The sequence below is a fragment of the Paucibacter sp. DJ2R-2 genome, from assembly GCF_025717675.1.
Lineage (GTDB): Bacteria > Pseudomonadota > Gammaproteobacteria > Burkholderiales > Burkholderiaceae_C > Paucibacter_A.
Genome location: NZ_JAJIRT010000010.1, coordinates 35934 through 52879, shown reverse-complemented (window position 1 = coordinate 52879; position 16946 = coordinate 35934). Strand labels below are relative to the sequence as shown.

Annotated in this window: 9 protein-coding genes; 5 read left to right on the top strand and 4 right to left on the bottom strand. The window is 67.4% G+C overall.

All coding sequences use genetic code 11. From position 1 onward, the window contains the following. Nucleotides 1–16: 16 nt before the first annotated feature. A complete protein-coding gene (locus LNV28_RS20025; RefSeq protein ID WP_263520832.1) occupies nt 17–1003 on the bottom strand; it encodes a transporter substrate-binding domain-containing protein in 987 nt (328 codons plus the stop codon). Between the two features lie 180 nt (nt 1004–1183). Between LNV28_RS20025 and LNV28_RS20020 the strand changes: the two genes are divergently transcribed. The 3 genes from LNV28_RS20020 (at nt 1184) to LNV28_RS20010 (ending at nt 5831) form a co-directional block, all read left to right on the top strand. After that, a complete protein-coding gene (locus LNV28_RS20020; protein ID WP_263520830.1) occupies nt 1184–1849 on the top strand; it encodes a response regulator in 666 nt (221 codons plus the stop codon). A gap of 188 nt (nt 1850–2037) precedes the next feature. Further along, the gene (locus tag LNV28_RS20015; RefSeq protein WP_263520828.1) at nt 2038–4497 is read left to right on the top strand and encodes a response regulator; all 2460 of its coding nucleotides are present in this window, start codon (nt 2038–2040) and stop codon (nt 4495–4497) included. Further along, nucleotides 4494–5831 (top strand): diguanylate cyclase domain-containing protein, encoded by a 1338-nt coding sequence (locus LNV28_RS20010; RefSeq protein WP_263569035.1) that lies wholly within the window; start codon nt 4494–4496, stop codon nt 5829–5831. Before LNV28_RS20015 ends, LNV28_RS20010 begins: the two co-directional genes overlap by 4 nt. Before the next feature lie 30 nt (nt 5832–5861). Here LNV28_RS20010 and LNV28_RS20005 read toward each other — a convergent pair whose 3' ends face one another. Then, on the bottom strand, nt 5862–7169 hold the full coding sequence (locus tag LNV28_RS20005) for a DUF1501 domain-containing protein (RefSeq protein WP_263520824.1): 1308 nt from the start codon (nt 7167–7169) through the stop codon (nt 5862–5864). 55 nt (nt 7170–7224) lie between these two features. After that, nucleotides 7225–8682, bottom strand: coding sequence for a DUF1800 domain-containing protein (locus LNV28_RS20000; RefSeq protein ID WP_263520823.1), 1458 nt, complete (start codon nt 8680–8682; stop codon nt 7225–7227). 269 nt (nt 8683–8951) lie between these two features. Here LNV28_RS20000 and LNV28_RS19995 point away from each other — a divergent pair, with 269 nt between their 5' ends. Together LNV28_RS19995 and LNV28_RS19990 are read left to right on the top strand one after the other, a co-directional pair. Beyond that, complete coding sequence (locus LNV28_RS19995) at nt 8952–10697, top strand: DUF885 domain-containing protein (protein ID WP_263520821.1); 1746 nt, start codon at nt 8952–8954, stop codon at nt 10695–10697. Nucleotides 10698–10816: 119 nt separating this feature from the next. Further along, nucleotides 10817–15646, top strand: a complete 4830-nt coding sequence (locus LNV28_RS19990; protein ID WP_263520820.1) for an NAD-glutamate dehydrogenase — start codon at nt 10817–10819, stop codon at nt 15644–15646. A 281-nt stretch (nt 15647–15927) separates the two neighbouring features. Here the strand turns inward: LNV28_RS19990 and LNV28_RS19985 are convergent, their stop codons facing one another. Then, complete coding sequence (locus LNV28_RS19985; RefSeq protein ID WP_263520818.1) at nt 15928–16941, bottom strand: sulfate ABC transporter substrate-binding protein; 1014 nt, start codon at nt 16939–16941, stop codon at nt 15928–15930. Between the last annotated feature and the right edge of the window lie 5 nt (nt 16942–16946).

Genomic DNA, 16946 nt, shown 5'->3' with positions numbered 1-16946 from the left:
GCTAGCCGCTGCGTGCTCAGCGCAGCAGCGGCGCAATCACCCGCTGCCTCACCAGCGGATGCCAGAGCCGGCCGTCTTGACGCAGGGCGGCCAGGGGCAATTCGGGATTGGACAGATGGAACCAGTGCCGCGACGCCAGCCGGGCCTGGGCCAATTCCGCGCCATTGACCTTTTCATGCAGGGCCTCGAAGCTGCCATCGGCCTGCACGGTGCGCCAGCCCTGGCGCAGGCGCTCGGCCAATTCGGGCCGGGCGTGGTTGACGATGAAGCTGTAGGTCGAGGGATAGGCGATCAACCAGTCGCTGAGCACCACCAGGCCCGGTAGCGCATTGACGATGCCGTAAGCCTCATCGGCCGCCAGCGCGAACAAATCAAAACGTTCCCGCTGCAACATGCCTTCGAACACGCGCAAGCGCGGGATCGGCAGCATGTTCCAGCCATTGGACTTGAGCACCGCAGCGTCGGGCCAGTGCGCGACCTGGCCGATGCGCAGGCGTCGGGCCACCTCCACATCCCGCACCGCCTCCAACTCGCGGCGCCGGCTGGCCAGAGCAATCGGCAGGCGCAAGCCATTGAGACCGCGCCGCATGCAGGTGTGAACCGGAATGCCGTCGGCGTCGCGCGCCTTGGAAGTCATGGTGGCCATGACATCGAGCGTGCCGATGCGCAGGTCCAGCATCTGCCGGCTTTGCGTGAGGTTGTCGCGCGGCGGCATGGCCTCCAGCTGGAAGGGGCCGTGGCTGGCTTCGGTCTTGCCGAGCAGCAGGTTGAGCACGGCCAGGCTGTAGGACATCGAACCGTCGCTCTCCAGCGGCAGCTCATGGCGCACCCGCAGCAGCCCCGCGGCCGAAGCCGGCCTGGCCATCCCCAGGCCGAAGCCAAGGCCCAAGCCAGCCACCGGACCGAGCTTCAGCAGCCGCCGCCGTGCCTGGTCCAAGCCTCCAAGCTGTTGAGCCGGCTCTGCCACCTCGCCCTCCGCACCCACTGCATCGCCTGCGTTCATCGTTTGCCTTGTCCTTCATGAAAGCGGCCCTGTCGCACCGCCTTTTTGGCAATTGTCACAGACGCGCCGGAGCCCACATCAGGGTTGACGCGCTAGGCAAGCCCACAGCGTGCCGGAACATAATTCCCCAGTCCCCTGCCAGCGCGGCTGGTCTTGACGGGATAGCGCAGGAGTGAAGCCATGGATTCAGACGCTTCCGCAGCCATTTCAGGGGCTTGCGTGCCCGCAGCCATCCTCATCGTTGACGACACGCCGCCCAATATCGGCTTGCTGCACGCGATGCTGCAGCCCTTGGGCCATCGCCTGTACGCAGCCAACTCAGGCTTGCAGGCCCTGGACCTGGCCGAGCGCATCCGGCCCGATCTGATCCTGCTCGACGTCATGATGCCCGGCTTGGATGGCTTTGCCACTTGCCGGCAATTGAAAGCCCGACCTCATCTGGCCGACGTGCCCGTGATTTTCATCACCGCCTGCAATGACGCTGATCAGGTCGTGACCGGTTTTCAGGCGGGCGCGGCCGACTACATCGCCAAGCCGATCCGGGTTGAAGAAGTGCTGGCCCGCGTACGCACCCAGCTGACGCTGCGCCGCTGCCGGCAGCAGGAGCAAGCCGAGCAGCTGCAGCTGCAGGCGCTGGTCGAGGGCATGCGAGAGGGGCTGCTCCTGCTCGACCCGCAGGGCTGCATACGCTACAGCAACCCCGCGCTGCAACAGCAACTGGGCCACAGTGCCGCCGAACTGCTTTGCCGGCCGCTGAGCAGCCTGCGTCTGCAGCCCGAACTCTTGACTCTGGCGCCACTTCTGAATGGCGAGCCCAGCTGCATCGCCTTGCTGCAGCAGCCCTAAGACACGACATGAGTGCCAAACCAAGCGGCTGGCGGCGCCAAACCCGGCATCGAAAGGCCAGGCCACCCTGAAATTCGGCCCACCGCCCCGGCAGTCGCGATGTCATCTCGCGCCCGCCAGGACGCACCTGCTCGCCAGGCGGCAAAGACCCAGGCGGCACATAGCAACAGCACAGGGAGTGCATGGACATGACGCGACTTTCAAGCGCAGCATCGGACGCGAGCGAACGACCCGCCGAGGCGGGCCAGCAGGGCGATGAGCTGCAAACCTTCGCCGACGACGATCTGTTCGTGACAACAGAGGCCGGCAAGAACCCTGCACCGTGTCTACATGCGCCAGCCCTGCCCCCTTGGCGGATCCTGATCGTCGATGACGATGACGGCATCCATCAGGCCACCTTGCTCGCCTTGGGCCTGCTGCGCTTTCGCGGGCGACCCTTCCAGTTTCTCAGCGCCCACAGCGCCGCCGAGGCCTGCGCAATTCTGGCCAGCACGCCGGACATCGCCCTGGTCCTGCTCGATGTGGTCATGGAAACCGATGACGCCGGCCTGCGCCTGGTACGCATCATCCGCGAGGACCTGAACAACCACCTCGCCCGCATCGTGCTGCGCACCGGCCAGCCTGGCCTGGCGCCGCAGCAGCAGGTGATCGTCGACTACGACATCGACGACTACAAGAACAAGGCCGAGCTGACTGGGCCCAAGCTGTTCTCCACCGTGGTCTGCGCCTTGCGCGCCTATGACAATCTGCACGCCATGGCCGAGCAGCAAGCCGCCCTGCGCGCCTCGCTGAAGACGGTGCAGAACCTGGAGCTGGCGCTCAACGAACATGCCATCGTCGCCGTCACCGAGCGGGACGGTCGCCTGCGCGCCGTCAACGACAAGTTCTGCCGCCTCGCCTGCGCATCGGCCGAGTCCTTGCTCAACAGCCTGCATGCCCCCCTCCTGGAGCGCGCCGCCACCGTGGGTCGCGCCGGCCTGAGTCTGGGCCAATGCCTGGCCGAAGGCCGGGTCTGGCAAGGCGAACTCAGCCATGTGCAGCCCGACGGCTCCCAGCGCTGGGCCGAGACCACGGTCGTGCCATTTCTGGATGAATTTGGCCACCACACCCACAGCGTCGCCGTGGCCACCGACGTCACCGAAGCCCGCCTGGCGCGCCAGCAGATCCTGGAGCTCAACCACGATCTGGAACTGCGCGTGCAACGTCGCACCAACGAGCTGGAAGAGGCCAAGCAGGTGGCCGAGGCGGCCAACCATGCCAAGTCCATCTTCCTGGCCAATATGTCGCATGAGATCCGCACGCCCTTGAATGCGGTGCTCGGCTACGCCCAGTTGCTGAGCCGAGATCCTCAGCTGCCCCAGAGCTTGCGCAGCATCGTCGCGCCGATCGAGAAAGCCGGCGCCCATCTGCTGACCCTCATCAATGACATCCTCGATCTGTCCAAGATCGAAGCTGGCGGCATGAGTCTCGATTCGGTCGAGATGGACCTGGGCACACTGGCCAGCGAGATGGGTGATCTGTTCGCCCTGCGCTGCGCTCAGCGCGGCATCGGCTGGCGCTGCGAACTGCAGCTGCCCACGCCTTGCGTGCTGCGCGGCGACGCCGGCAAGCTGCGCCAGGTCTTGCTCAATCTGCTCAGCAATGCCGTCAAGTTCACCGACTGCGGCGAAGTGCTGCTGCGCATTCGGGTGCTGGGCGACGCGGCGCCCGACACGCCCAGCCTGCGCCTGGAGTTCGAGGTCAGCGACACCGGCCTGGGCATTCCCGAAGCCCAACAGGCGCTGGTGTTCGCACCCTTTCACCAGGCCGAGGCCGGCGAGCAGCGCGGCGGCACCGGCCTGGGTCTCGCGATTTCCTCGCGCCAGGTCGAGTTGATGGGCGGCCGCCTGCAGCTGCAGTCCCGCGAAGGCCAGGGCTCGCGCTTCAGCTTCTGCCTGCAGCTGGCCCGCAGCGATGGCAGCAGCCTGCTGCAGGACAGCGGCTTCGGTGCCCTGCTCAGTCTCAGCGAAGGGCGGGCCCTGAGCGTGCTGGTGGTCGACGACATCGAAGCCAACCGGGATGTGCTGACGCGCATGTTGCAGGGACTGGGCGCCCAGGTCCGGCAGGCCGAGAACGGGCTGCAAGCTCTGCAGCTGCTGCAGGCCCAGCGCTTCGACATCGTGTTCCTGGACATCCGCATGCCGGTGCTGGACGGCATGGCCACCCTCAAGCGCCTGCGCAGCGAGCTGCCGCGGCCACAGCCGGTGGTCGTGGCGCTGACGGCCTCGGCACTGAGCCATGAGCGCGAGACTTTCATGGGCGCCGGTTTCGACGATTTCATCGGCAAGCCCTTTCTGTTCGAGACCGTCCACCAGCTGCTGCGCCGACATCTGGGGCCGCTGTTCGCCAGCGGCGTCACGGCCAGCGACAGTCAGCAAAAGCAAGAGCTGGCGCCTGTCTCGGTCTCTGCAGCCTTGCTGGCCCAGCTGCAAGCCGCTGTGCAGACCGGCTGGATCAGCGAACTGGAGCGAGGCATCGAATGCCTGCTGCAGGCCAGCCCGGCCGAGCAGGCTCTGGGCGAACGCCTGCTGGCTGGCCTGCGTCAATACGATATGGCCAGCCTGCAGCGTGAGTTGCAGTCCGTCCAGGCTGCCGAGCTGCCCGCATGAGCGCCCTGCCCGATCATGGCGCAGCGGCGCTGGGTGAGTCCGAGCTCTTCGGTCACTGCGCGCGCCAGCCGCAGGGCTGCTCCCTGCTGATCGTCGACGACACGCCGGCCAATATCGGCGTGCTGCGCACCCTGCTCAAGCCCAGGGGCCACCAGATTTTTGCAGCCACCTCGGGCCAGGGCGCCTTGGACATTGCCGCCCAGGTGCCGCTGGACCTGATCCTGCTCGATGTCTGCATGCCCGAGATGGACGGCTTCGAGACCTGCCGCCGATTCAAGGCAGCAGCACACAGCCGCGACATCCCCCTCATCTTTGTCAGCGCCCGCACCGACAGCTGCGATGTGGTGGAAGGCTTCAGCCTGGGCGCGGCCGACTACATCAACAAGCCCGTGCGCGTCGAGGAAGCGCTGGCCCGCATCGACGCCCAGCTGCAGCTGCGCAAGCATCTGCAGATCCAGCGCCAGCAGGCCGAACGCATGCGCGCCATCGTCAACCACATGGCCGAGGGCCTGCTGCTGATCGATGGGCACATGCTGATCCACAAGGCCAATCCGGCCGCCGAGCATCTCTTCGGCTACGGGCCCGGCCAGCTGTGCGGTCAGTCCCTGCACCAGCTGCTGCGCCAACAGCAGCAGGAGGAGCAGGGCCTGCGCTTGCAGGCGGGTCGACAGGAACTGCAGGCACTCAAGCGTGGCGGGGACTGCCTGCACATCGAGTTGAATCTGAGCCCCCTGCCCGGCCAGCCCGATTTGCAGATCGCGCTGTGCCACGACATCAGCCAGTACAAGCGCTCAGAACAGAGCTTGCGCCGCCTCGCCGAAGTCGATGCCCTGACCCATCTGGCCAACCGCCGGCATTTCGACAGCTGTCTGGAGCTGGCGTGGCGGCAGGCGACGCAGAGGCAGACGCCTCTGAGCTTGCTGCTGCTCGATGTCGACCATTTCAAGCAATACAACGACAGCCTGGGGCACCAGGCCTGCGACCACTGCCTGCAGGAGCTGGGGCAGCTGCTGCAGGCGCAGGCCGGACAGGCCGATGCACCCACAGGCACCCTGGCCGCGCGCTATGGCGGCGAGGAATTCGCCGTGATCCTGCCCGGCGATGCCGCACTGGCGGTCCGCTGGGGCGAGGCCTTGCGCACAGCGCTGCTGGCCCGCCAACTGCCCCACCCGGCGTCTTCTGCCGGGCCATGGGTGACGGTCAGCATCGGCTGTGCCAGCCGGGTGCCGCAGGCCGACAGCCGCATCGCCGATCTCTTCAAGGCCGCTGACCGGGCCATGTACGAGGCCAAGAGCCTGGGGCGCAACCGGGTCGTCCAGGCCTTGAGACCTTGAGTGTGCGGCGGGCCTTAGCCCCTCAGCGGATCAGGCCCTCAGCAAGGCCAGCGGCTTGCCGCTCTCCGTCGCAGCCCAGTTCGGAAACACCTGCGCCAGGCCGGCGTCCGACACACCGAGATGGCGCTGCAGCACGGGCGCCAGCACGGCGCGGAAATCGGTGCTCACCGCCAGATCGCGGCCCTCGGCCAGCGCCGCCGTCTCCAAGCCCGGCCATTCGCCCAGCACCTGTCCCCCCGCCACAGCACCGCCCAGCAGCCACATAACGTTGCCGCGGCCGTGGTCGGTGCCGCCGGTGCCGTTCTCCCGCACGGTGCGGCCGAATTCGCTGAGCACCACGACCACGGTGTCGCGCCAGCTCTCGCCCAGGCCTTGGGCCAGCGCCTCCAGGCCCTCGGCCAGGCTGGCCAGCTTGTTGGCCAATTGGCCCTGGGCGGCGCCCTGGTTGACATGGGTGTCCCAGCCGCCGACCGAGGTGAAGGCCAGCTGGGTCTGCGGGTCGCGGCCGACCAGCTGACCCAGGCGCCGGGCATCGGCGGCGAAGCTGCGGGCCGAAGCGGCACCGCGGTCGGCGCTCTCGGCACTGGGCGCGGGCGATGTCATGGCCGAAGCCGAGGCCGCCATGGCAGGCTCGCTATCGCTCGCCAGGCTGCGCTGCATCTGGCTGCGCCCCTCGGTGGTGTTCTGAAAGGTGCGCGCCAAGCTCGGGTCACCGGCATAGAGCTTGGCCAGACCGGCTTGCAGAGCCGGCTGATCAATGGCTTTGCGCTCAAGCGCGCGCGGGCCCAGGCCCAGTGTGGCCACGGCCGCCGGCCCGGCCAGGATGCGCGGCGGCGTGGTGCCCATATTCAGCGCCCGCGTTGGGCCGGCGCTGCCGGGCAGTTGGGCGATCAGGCGGTTCATCCAGCCGTCCGGCGTGCTCTTGCGGCCGGGCGTGCCGGCCTCGAGATAGTCCTGCGCATCGAAATGCGAGCGTGTCGGGTCGGGTGAGCCACTGGCGTGCACAAAGCTCAGGCTGCCCTGCGTCCAGAGCGGCATCAGGCGCGCCAGGGCCGGATGCAGACCGAACAGCGAATCCAGACGCAGCGCACCGCCTTCCGCGCCGGGCTTGGCCAAGGCCAGACTGGGCCGCGCCACGGCATAGGCGGGGTCGCCCCAGGGCGCCAGCACGCTCAGCCCGTCCACCGCGCCGCGCAGCAGGATCACGACCAGTTTGCGGCGCGGCGCGGCACTGCCCTGCACCGGCCCCTGCCCCGGCCCGGCTTGGGCCCAGGCGGGCAAGCCCAGGGCCAGACCGGCCAGACCGTGATTCAAGACCCAGCGACGACGTGAAAGCATGGACATGGTCATGGACAGCAACTCCTGAAGATGGCGAGTGAATCAAAAGGCGCGTTCAGCGGCGCATGAAGTCCGGGCTGCCCAGCAAGAGGGCCAGCTGCATCTCGGCCGGCTCGGCCGCGACCACGGTGCGTGTGGCTTCACCAAGCCAGGGGCCCAGGCTGCGCAGCAAAACCGGGCCGCGCCGCGCTGAACGGTCCACGCCGGCCGTGCGTTCGTTCAAGCGGCTCAGCCACTGGATGCGCTGGGACAGGGCCTCCGGATTCAACCAGGCCGAGGCGACATTCTTGTAGCCGTCCGGCGTGGCCGCGCCGTAAAGCGGCATGCCGGCCTGGGCCAGCGCGCCAAGCAGGGGCTGCACATCCTGCGGCTGCGCGTCGAGCACGCGCAGGGTCGAGAGCAGGAACTGATAGGGGGTCTTGAACTTGCTGTGCAGATGCTCGCGCTGCCAGAAATGCTCGCTGCTCAGCAAGGTCTGCACCCAGGCCCGCAGATCGCCGCCGCTGCTCAGGAACTTGGCACTGAGCTCGGCGACCAAGGCTTCGGGCGGCTCGTCGGCGACAAAGGCCTGGGCCAGCTTGCGGCTCAGATGGCGGGCGGTGGCCGGATGGCTGGCCAGCACATCGAGCGCCCATTCGCCCTCGGCCTGGCCGCGCGCCGTGACCGGCCGGCCCAACCACTGTTTGGGGCCGGTGTCATGGCGGCGTGCGGCGAACTCGAACAGCTCGCCCGTGCCTCGCCCTTGCGGCCCACGCACATCGACCGTCCAGCCAGTCAGCATGCGCGCCAGCTCGGTGACGTCTGTCTGGCTGTAGCCGCCGTCCACGCCCAGGGTGTGCAACTCCATCAGCTCGCGGGCATAGTTTTCATTGAGCCCGCGCGGCCGCGCCACTTGTTCGTCACCCAGACGAGCGGGCGGGCGGAAGCCCGGCGCGACGCTCTGAGCGTTGTCCAGGTAGAACAGCATGGCCGGGTGCTTGGCCGTGGCCCCCAGCATCTGGCGGAAGCGGCCCCAGAGATGCGGGCGTATCGCCTCGCGCTCATAGCTGCCGACCAGGGCCGCCACCGGGCCCTTGCCGGCGAAGACATTGAAGTGGTTGAACCAGAACTCCAGCAACTGCTCTTCCAGCTGGGCCGAGCTGTGCAGGGCGCGCAGCAGGCGTTGCTCGGCCGCCTGCGCCAGGATGGGGCGGACCAACTCGCGGCGGGAAGCTTGCTCGGCTGAGGGCGCACTGCTGGCCGAAGCCGCAGCTTGCAAGCGAGCCAGTCGCCGTGCCTCTTGGTAGCGATCCAAGAGCTGCGCCTGGCTCAGCCCCAGTGTTTCCAGCCCCTGGAGCCGGGTCTGCACGGCCTCAGGCAAGACCTGACCCCCGGCGCTGCCACGCAGCTGCTTGGCCAGAAACTGCTCCAGCCAGGCCTGGGGGCCCAGACGCTGAAGGTCCTGCAGCTCGGCCGAACGCGGCCCATAGCTCAGGCGCGACAAGGCATGCCAGGCGCGCTCTTCTGCGCTCATGGGGTCGGCAGCAGGCCTCTGGGGCTGAGCAAGGGCTGGCCCCTGCCCGCCTAGAAGTCCGCCCAGTCCACTCAGCGCCATCAGGCCGCCGCTCAATCCAGTTCGTCTCGTGATCATCTGCAAAGCACTCCTGCGACCAGCCGGGTTCAGGCGCCCATCATCAGGCCGGGACGGCCCCGGCTCTTTGTCTGCTTTGCAAAGTTCTGCAAGCCAGGCGCAGCGCGGGCCTGGCATACGATGACGCATCGCAACGCCATGCCCGCCCCGTCATGTCCAACACGCCCAGCAACTCCGCCCTCTTGCAAGAACGCCTGCATGCCCTGTTCGAGCGCTGCTGGGAACGCGAGCTGGCCGAGAACCCGCTGCAGGCCAGCTATATCGGCGACCCACGCTACAACGCGCTCTGGCCCGATTTGTCCGAGGAGGCGCAGGCGCGCAGCGAGGCCGACAACCGCGCGGCCCTGGCCGAGCTCGATGCCATCGAGGCGGCCGGTCTGCCCGACAGCGAACGGCTCAACGCCCAGCTGTTCCGCCATGAACTGCGCGCCCGGCTCGATGTCCTTCCCTTCCAGCCACTCGCCTGGGCGATCTCCGCCCGCGAAGGGCCGCAGGCCCTCAACGAAGTGGCCGAGCTGATGCCGCTGGACACGGCGGCCGACTTCGAGGTCTGGCTGCAGCGCCTGCGTGGCCTGCCGGCCTATCTGCAGCAGTACGGCGAGCTGCTGGAACGCGCCGCGGCCAGCGGCCGCACCCAGCCGCGCCTGCTGATGGAACGCGTGCTGCCCCAGCTGGACTGCCAGTGCGTCAACGAGCCCGAGCTGAGCCCGTTTTTCAGCGCTTTCCGCCAGCTGCCGGCGCGCATCGCGCCCGAGGAGGCCGAGGCCCTGCAGGCCGAAGCGCGCCAGGTGATCGCCGAGTCCGTGCTGCCGGCTTACCAGCGCTTTCGCAGCCTGTTTGCCGAGCTCTACCTGCCCGCCTGCCGCGAGAGCGTGGGCATCTGGGACAGCCCGGACGGCGAGGCCTACTACGCCAACCGCATCGCCTTCCACACCAGCACCACGCTGAGTGCCGAGGACATCCACGCCATCGGCCTGGCCGAAGTGGGGCGCATCCAGGCCGAGATGCAGGCGGTGATGGACGAGCTGGGTTTCGAGGGCAGCCAGCCCGAGTTCTTCGAGCAGCTGCGCAGCGACCCGCGCCACTACTGCCAGAGCGAAGACGAACTCTTCTGCGCCTATGTGATGGCGGCCAAAAAAATCGAGCCCGAACTGCCCAAGCTCTTCGGCAAGCTGCCGCGCATGCCTTACGGTGTGAGGCCGATTCCCATGAGCAGCGCGCCCAACACCACGGCGGCCTACTACAGCGCCCCGTCCGATGACGGCCGCCGCGCCGGTTACTACTACGTGAACCTCTACCGGCCGGAGATGCGGCCCAAGTTTGAGATCGAGGTGCTGACCAGCCACGAGGCCATGCCCGGCCATCACCTGCAGCTGGCCCTGGCTCAGGAGCTGGGCGAGCTGCCCAAGTTCCGCCGCTTTGCCGGCTACAACGCCTACCTGGAAGGCTGGGCGCTGTACAGCGAGCGCCTGGGCTATGAGCTGGGGCTCTACCAAGACCCGTATTCGCGCTTCGGCCAGCTCAGCTACGACATGTGGCGCGCTGTGCGCCTGGTGCTGGACACCGGCCTGCATGCCATGGGCTGGAGCCGCGAGCAGGCCATCGACTACTTCCGCCACCATGCGCCCAAGAGCGAGCTGGACATCGTCAACGAGGTGGACCGCTACATCGGCTGGCCCGGCCAGGCCCTGTCCTACAAGATCGGCCAGCTGCACATGCTGGCCCTGCGCGCCCGGGCCGAGCGGGCGCTGGGCGAACGCTTCGATCTGCGCGCCTTCCACGACATGCTGCTGGACAGCGGCGCCCTGCCCCTGGAGCTGCTGGAGCGCAAGGTCAGCGACTGGCTGGCTGGGCTGCAGTTTTCCAGCGAGACGCCGAAAACCCTGAAGTCCGTCTGAGCCGGCAAGGCCTGACCCTGCGTCTTCTCAAACCGAGAAGCCTCGCTTGCTGGTTAAATGGCTGTCGCAATGCCCAGGCACACTGGACACACAAGCATCCTTCCAAGGAGACAAGAGCAATGACCGACCCCCAAGAAGCGCTGCAAAGCGAACGCATCGACACCGTGCTGGCCCTGGCCGCCAGCCGCCCGCTGGCCGCCGAGCAAAAGGGCTTGATCGAGAGTTTCGGCCGCGAGTATTTCGCCCGCCTCGACCCCGAAGACCTGCTGGCCCGCACGCCCGAGGACCTGCTCGGCGCCCTGCTTTCGCATCTGCAGTTCGGCGCCAAGCGCCTGCCCGGCCAGACCCTGGTGCGGGTGCAGAGCCCCTCGGTCGCCGAACATGGCTGGGCCTCGCGCCATTCGGTCATCGACATCGTCAATGACGACATGCCGTTTCTGGTCGACACCACGACCATGGAGATCAACCGGCAAGGCCTGACCCTGCACCTGATCATCCACCCCATCTTTGCCGTCGAGCGCGACAGCCAGGGCCAGCTCAAGGCCATCGGTCCGCGCCGCGAGGGCGAGACCGGCGGAGCCCGTGAGTCCTGGATGCATATCGAGGTGGACCGCATCATCGACGTGCAGCAGCGCCAGGAACTGGTGGCCGGCCTCGAGCGTGTGCTGGCCGATGTGCGCACCGCCGTGGAAGACTGGAAGCCCATGGTGGCGCGCCTGCGCCAGGTCATCGACGAAGTGCGCGCGGCGCCGGCCAGCCTGCGCGCCGCCCATATTCAGGAAAGCGTGGCCTTCCTGGACTGGCTGGCCGACGACCACATGACCCTTCTCGGCTACCGCTGCCACGACCTGGTCTTCGATGAAGGCAAGGAAGCGCTGAGCCTGCAGCCCGGCAGCGGCCTGGGCCTGCTGCGCGAGACCGCCGAGGAAAAGCTCTCCAGCAGCTTCTCGCTGCTGCCGGCCAATGCCCGCGCCATGGCGCGCGCGCCCGAGCCGACCGTCATGGTCACCAAGGCCAACACCCGCTCCACCGTGCACCGCGCCGGCTACACCGATTACGTCGGCGTCAAGCGCTACAACGCCGCCGGCGAGGTGATCGGCGAGCACCGCTTCATCGGACTCTTCACCTCCACCGCCTACAGCGCACGGGTGTCGGAAACGCCCATCCTGCGCAGCCGTGTCGGCGCCATCACCACGCGCGCCGGCCTGCCGCCGGGTGGCCATCTGGCCAAAGCCTTGCAGCACATCCTGGAGACCTACCCGCGCGACGACCTCTACCAGATCTCCGACGACGAGCTCTACGAAACCGCCCTGGGCATCCTCGCCTTGGGCGAACGCCAGCGTCTGCGCCTGTTCGTTTGCCGCGACCCCTTCGAGCGCTTCTTCAGCTGCCTGGTCTATGTGCCGCGCGAGGCCTATTCCACGGACATGCGCATCAAGTTCCAGCGCATCCTGATGCAGGTCTTCAGCGGCACCAGCGCCGAGTTCGATGTGCAGCTCAGCGACGCCGTGCTGGCCCGCATCCACTTCACCGTGCGCACCACACCCGGCCAGGTGCCCTTGTACGAGCGCCGTGACATCGAGGCCAAGCTGACCGCCGCGGCCCGCCGCTGGGACGACGATCTGCGCGACGCCCTGATCGACGCCGAAGGCGAGGCGCGCGGCCTGGAGCTCTTCAAGCGCTGGGGCGCCGGTTTCCCGGCCGGCTACCGCGAGCGCGTCAGCGCCCGCGCCGCCGTGCCCGATGTGCTGAAGATCGCCGGCCTGAATGGCGACAACCCGCTGGCCCTGGCCCTCTACCGCCCGCTGGGTGGCGAGGCCGGCAGCCTGGGCTTCAAGGTCTACCGCCGCGGCGGCGCCGTGGTGCTGTCCGACAGCCTGCCCATGCTGGAACACATGGGCGTGCGCGTGCTGGGCGAGCACAACCACCGCATCGCTGACGCCGCGTCCGCCGACGCCGGCGACGGCGCCGACAGCGTGTCCCTGCACGACTTCCAGCTGCAGGCTGCGGTGTCCGACGAGATCGACCCCGAGGCCCTGTCCAAGCTGTTTGAGGACACCTTCGCCCGGGTCTTCCGCGGCGAGGTCGAGAACGACGACTTCAACCGCCTGGTGCTGCGCGCCGGCCTGGCCAGCGACGAAATCGTGGTGCTGCGCGCCTATGCCAAATACCTGCGCCAGATCGGCTTTGCGCTCTCGCAGGCCAGCATCGAGGCCACCCTGGCCGCGCACCCGCGCATCGCCCGCATGCTGGTGGGCCTGTTCAAGCTGCGCTTCGACCCCGAGGCCCATGACGCCGCTGGCGCGACGGCACAGGTCAACGGCATCGAGAAGGCGCTCGAGAAGGTCTCCAATCTGCAGGAAGACCGCGTGCTGCGCCAGCTGCTGGCCCTGATCCTGGCCACGCTGCGCACCAATTTCTGGCGCACCGGCGTCGGCCACTCGGGTGCACCGGGCGCACGCCGCAGCTTCGTCAGCTTCAAGCTCGACTCGGCCAAGGTGCCGGGCCTGCCCGAGCCGCGGCCGCTGTACGAGATCTTTGCCTACTCGCCGCGCTTCGAAGGCATCCACCTGCGCGGCGGCAAAGTCGCCCGGGGCGGCCTGCGCTGGTCTGACCGGCCGGACGACTTCCGCACCGAGGTGCTGGGCCTGGTGAAGGCGCAGATGGTCAAGAACACCGTCATCGTGCCGGTGGGCAGCAAGGGCGGCTTTGTGCTGAAGAAGGCGCCGCCGGCCAGCGACCGCGAGGCCTTCATGAAGGAAGGCGTGGCCTGCTACCAGGACTATCTGCGCGCCCTGCTGGACTTGACCGACAACTACGCTGGGGGTCAGGTCGTGCCACCACCGCAAGTGCTGCGCATAGATGAGGACGACCCTTACCTCGTGGTCGCCGCCGACAAGGGCACGGCCACCTTCTCCGACTACGCCAACGCGGTCAGCGCCGAATACGGCCACTGGCTGGGCGACGCCTTTGCCTCGGGCGGCTCGATCGGCTATGACCACAAGGCCATGGGCATCACCGCCCGCGGCGCCTGGGAATCTGTCAAGCGCCATTTCCGCGAAATGGGCCTGGACACTCAGAGCCAGGAGTTCACCGTGGTCGGCGTGGGCGATATGTCGGGCGATGTGTTCGGCAACGGCATGCTGCTGTCGCCGCACATCCGCCTGGTGGCCGCCTTTGACCACCGCCATGTCTTCATCGACCCCAATCCCGATGCGGCCAAGAGCTTTGCCGAGCGCGACCGCCTGTTCAAGCTGCCGCGCTCCAGCTGGGCCGACTACGACGCCAGCCTGATCTCGGACGGCGGCGGTGTCTGGGCCCGCTCGGAAAAGTCGATCCCGATCTCGCCGCAGGCGCGCGCCGTGCTGGGCATCGAGGCCGAGCGCCTGGCGCCCACCGAACTGCTCAGCGCCATCCTCAAGGCGCCCGTGGACCTGCTCTACAACGGCGGCATCGGCACCTACATCAAGAGCAGCGGCGAGAGCCATGCCGATGTCGGCGACCGCGCCAACGATGCCTTGCGCATCAACGGCGCCGACTTGCGCTGCAAGGTGGTGGCCGAAGGTGGCAATCTGGGCTGCACCCAGCGCGGCCGGGTCGAGGCGGCGCTGCACGGTGTGCGCATCAACACCGATGCGATCGACAACTCGGCCGGCGTGGACACCTCGGACCATGAGGTCAACATCAAGATCTTGCTGGGACTGGCCACCGGCGACGGCGAGATGACGGCCAAGCAGCGCAATGCCCTGCTGCCGCAGATGACCGACGATGTCGCCGCATTGGTGCTGCGCGACAACTACTTCCAGACGCAAGCGCTGTCCATCGCCGGCCGTCAGGGCGTCAGCCTGATCGACTCTCAGACGCGCTTCATCCGCTATCTGGAACGCAATGGTCAGCTCAACCGCGCCATCGAGTTCCTGCCCACCGACGACGAGATCAAGGAACGCAAGGCCCGCGGCATCGGTCTCACCAGCCCGGAAATGGCCGTCCTTCTGGCCTACAGCAAGATGTGGCTGTCCGATCAGCTGATGAGTTCGGACCTGCCCGAGGACGCCTGGATCGGCAGCGCCCTGGCGCGCTACTTCCCGCCCCTGCTGCGCGAGAAGTTCGCGGCCCTGATTCCGCGCCACCCGCTCAAGCGCGAGATCATCGTCACCCATGTGCTGAACAGCATGCTCAACCGCGTGGGTGCGACTTTTGTGCACCGCCTGAGCGAATCGACCGGCGCCAAGCCCGCGCAAATCGTGCGCGCCTACCTTGCCACCCGAGAAGTCTTCGGCTTCGTGCCCCTGTGGCTGCAGATCGAGGCCCTGGACAACAAGGTGCCCGATGCGGTGCAGGCGGAGCTGATCAACGAACTGGGCCGCTTGGGCAGCCATGCCACCACCTGGTTCCTGCGCTCACGCCGCCTGGCCGAGCCCATGGAGCAGGTGTTCCAGCGCTTCACACCGGCCGTGGATGCCTTGCGTGCCCGGGTGCAAGCCCAGGCCCTGCAGTCGCCGCGTGCCGAAGCCTGGGTGGCCGCCGGTGTGCCGAGCGAGTTGGCGCAAGCCGTGATCACGGCCGAGGCCTTGTTCGCCGCCCTGGACATTGCCGAGATTGCCGACGCCACCCAGCAGCCCCTGGGCGAAGTGGCCGATGTGCATGCCAGCCTGGGCGAACGCCTGGGCCTGGCCCGCCTGCGCCAGCAGATCGACGCCCTCCCGACCGACAGCTACTGGCAGACGCAAGCCAAGGCTGCGCTCGGCGACGACCTGGCCGGCCTGCAACGCCAGATCGCCCACGATGTGCTGAGCCATGCCGGTGAGCAAAAGCTGAGCGCCTGGGAGCAAAGCAACCAGGCCGCGCTGGAACGCGCTCAACGCCTGCTGGCCGAGCTCAGCGAAGCCAAGGGTGTGGACCTGGCCATGCTGTCCGTCGCCCTGCGAGAGCTGCGCAACCTGGCTTGAGCGTTCTTGCGACCACGATAAAACCCCGCCTGAGCAAGCAGCCCAGGCGGGGTTTTCCTTTCCGGTAGGTCCAATCAATAGGGGCACTGCTCGCGGCAAGTAGCGGTCGTTCGCGTGCGGCTGAATACGGACGCAGAGTGCGCAGAGGACCGCAGAGGTCGCAGAGAGAAAGGCAGCATTTTTGGTCTCAGCGTCCTCTGCGGTCCTCCGCGGGCTCTGCGTGCTGAAACTTCGTTGCGAACGACGGCTCCGTGCCGCTAGCAGCCTACAAACCTAAGGTCTCAACGCCCCGGCGTGAAGATCTGGTCGAACACGCCGCCGTCATCAAAGTGGGTCTTCTGGGCCGTGCGCCAGCCGCCGAAGAGCTCGTCGATGGTGAAAAGGTTGACCTTGGCGAACTGCTTGGCGTACTTGGCGGCCACCTTGGCGTCACGCGGGCGGTAGTAATTCTTGGCGGCGATTTCCTGACCCTCCGGGCTGTAGAGGTAGTCCAGATAGGCCTGGGCCTGCTTGCGCGTGCCCTTCTTGTCGACGTTCTTGTCAACTACAGAAACCGGTGGCTCAGCCAGCACCGAGAGGCTGGGCGTGACGATCTCGAACTTGTCCGGGCCCAGTTCCTTGACGGCCAGATAAGCCTCGTTCTCCCAGGCGATCAGCACATCACCAATGCCGCGTTCGACAAAGGTGGTGGTGGAGCCGCGCGCGCCGGAGTCCAGCACCTTGGTGTTGGCGTAGATGCGCTTGACGAAAGCCTTGGCCGATTCGGCATTGCCGCCCGGCTGCTTGAGCGCAAAGCCCCAGGCGGCCAGGTAGTTCCAGCGGGCGCCGCCCGAAGTCTTGGGGTTGGGGGTGATCACATCCACACCGCTGCGAGCCAGATCGGGCCAGTTGTTGATGCGCTTGGGGTTGCCCTTGCGCACGAGGAACACGATGGTCGAGGTGTAGGGGCTGGCATTGTTGGGCAGGCGCTTCTGCCAGTCCACCGGGACCAGTTTGGCAGCATCGTGCATGGCATCGATGTCATAGGCCAGGGCCAAGGTGACGACGTCGGCCTCCAGGCCGTCGATCACCGAGCGCGCCTGCTTGCCCGAGCCGCCATGGGATTGCTTGATCGTCACCGTCTCGCCGGTCTTGGCCTTCCATTGCTTGGTGAAGGCCGCATTGAACTCCTGGTAAAGCTCGCGGGTCGGGTCGTAGGAGACATTGAGCAGAGTCGTCTGTGCCTGAGCAGGAATGGACAGCAAGCCCAATGCAGCCAGGCTCAGTGCGTTGAAGGAACGGCGAAACAAGGTCATGGCAG

Excerpts from the sequence above, each read along its gene's own strand:
- LNV28_RS20005 (WP_263520824.1), bottom strand. The coding sequence starts at position 7,169 with ATGCTTTCACGTCGTCGCTGGGTCTTGAATCACGGTCTGGCCGGTCTG.
- LNV28_RS20015 (WP_263520828.1), top strand. The coding sequence starts at position 2,038 with ATGACGCGACTTTCAAGCGCAGCATCGGACGCGAGCGAACGACCCGCC.
- LNV28_RS20010 (WP_263569035.1), top strand. The coding sequence starts at position 4,494 with ATGAGCGCCCTGCCCGATCATGGCGCAGCGGCGCTGGGTGAGTCCGAG.
- LNV28_RS19995 (WP_263520821.1), top strand. The coding sequence starts at position 8,952 with ATGTCCAACACGCCCAGCAACTCCGCCCTCTTGCAAGAACGCCTGCAT.
- LNV28_RS19985 (WP_263520818.1), bottom strand. The coding sequence starts at position 16,941 with ATGACCTTGTTTCGCCGTTCCTTCAACGCACTGAGCCTGGCTGCATTG.
- LNV28_RS19990 (WP_263520820.1), top strand. The coding sequence starts at position 10,817 with ATGACCGACCCCCAAGAAGCGCTGCAAAGCGAACGCATCGACACCGTG.
- LNV28_RS20020 (WP_263520830.1), top strand. The coding sequence starts at position 1,184 with ATGGATTCAGACGCTTCCGCAGCCATTTCAGGGGCTTGCGTGCCCGCA.
- LNV28_RS20000 (WP_263520823.1), bottom strand. The coding sequence starts at position 8,682 with ATGAGCGCAGAAGAGCGCGCCTGGCATGCCTTGTCGCGCCTGAGCTAT.
- LNV28_RS20025 (WP_263520832.1), bottom strand. The coding sequence starts at position 1,003 with ATGAACGCAGGCGATGCAGTGGGTGCGGAGGGCGAGGTGGCAGAGCCG.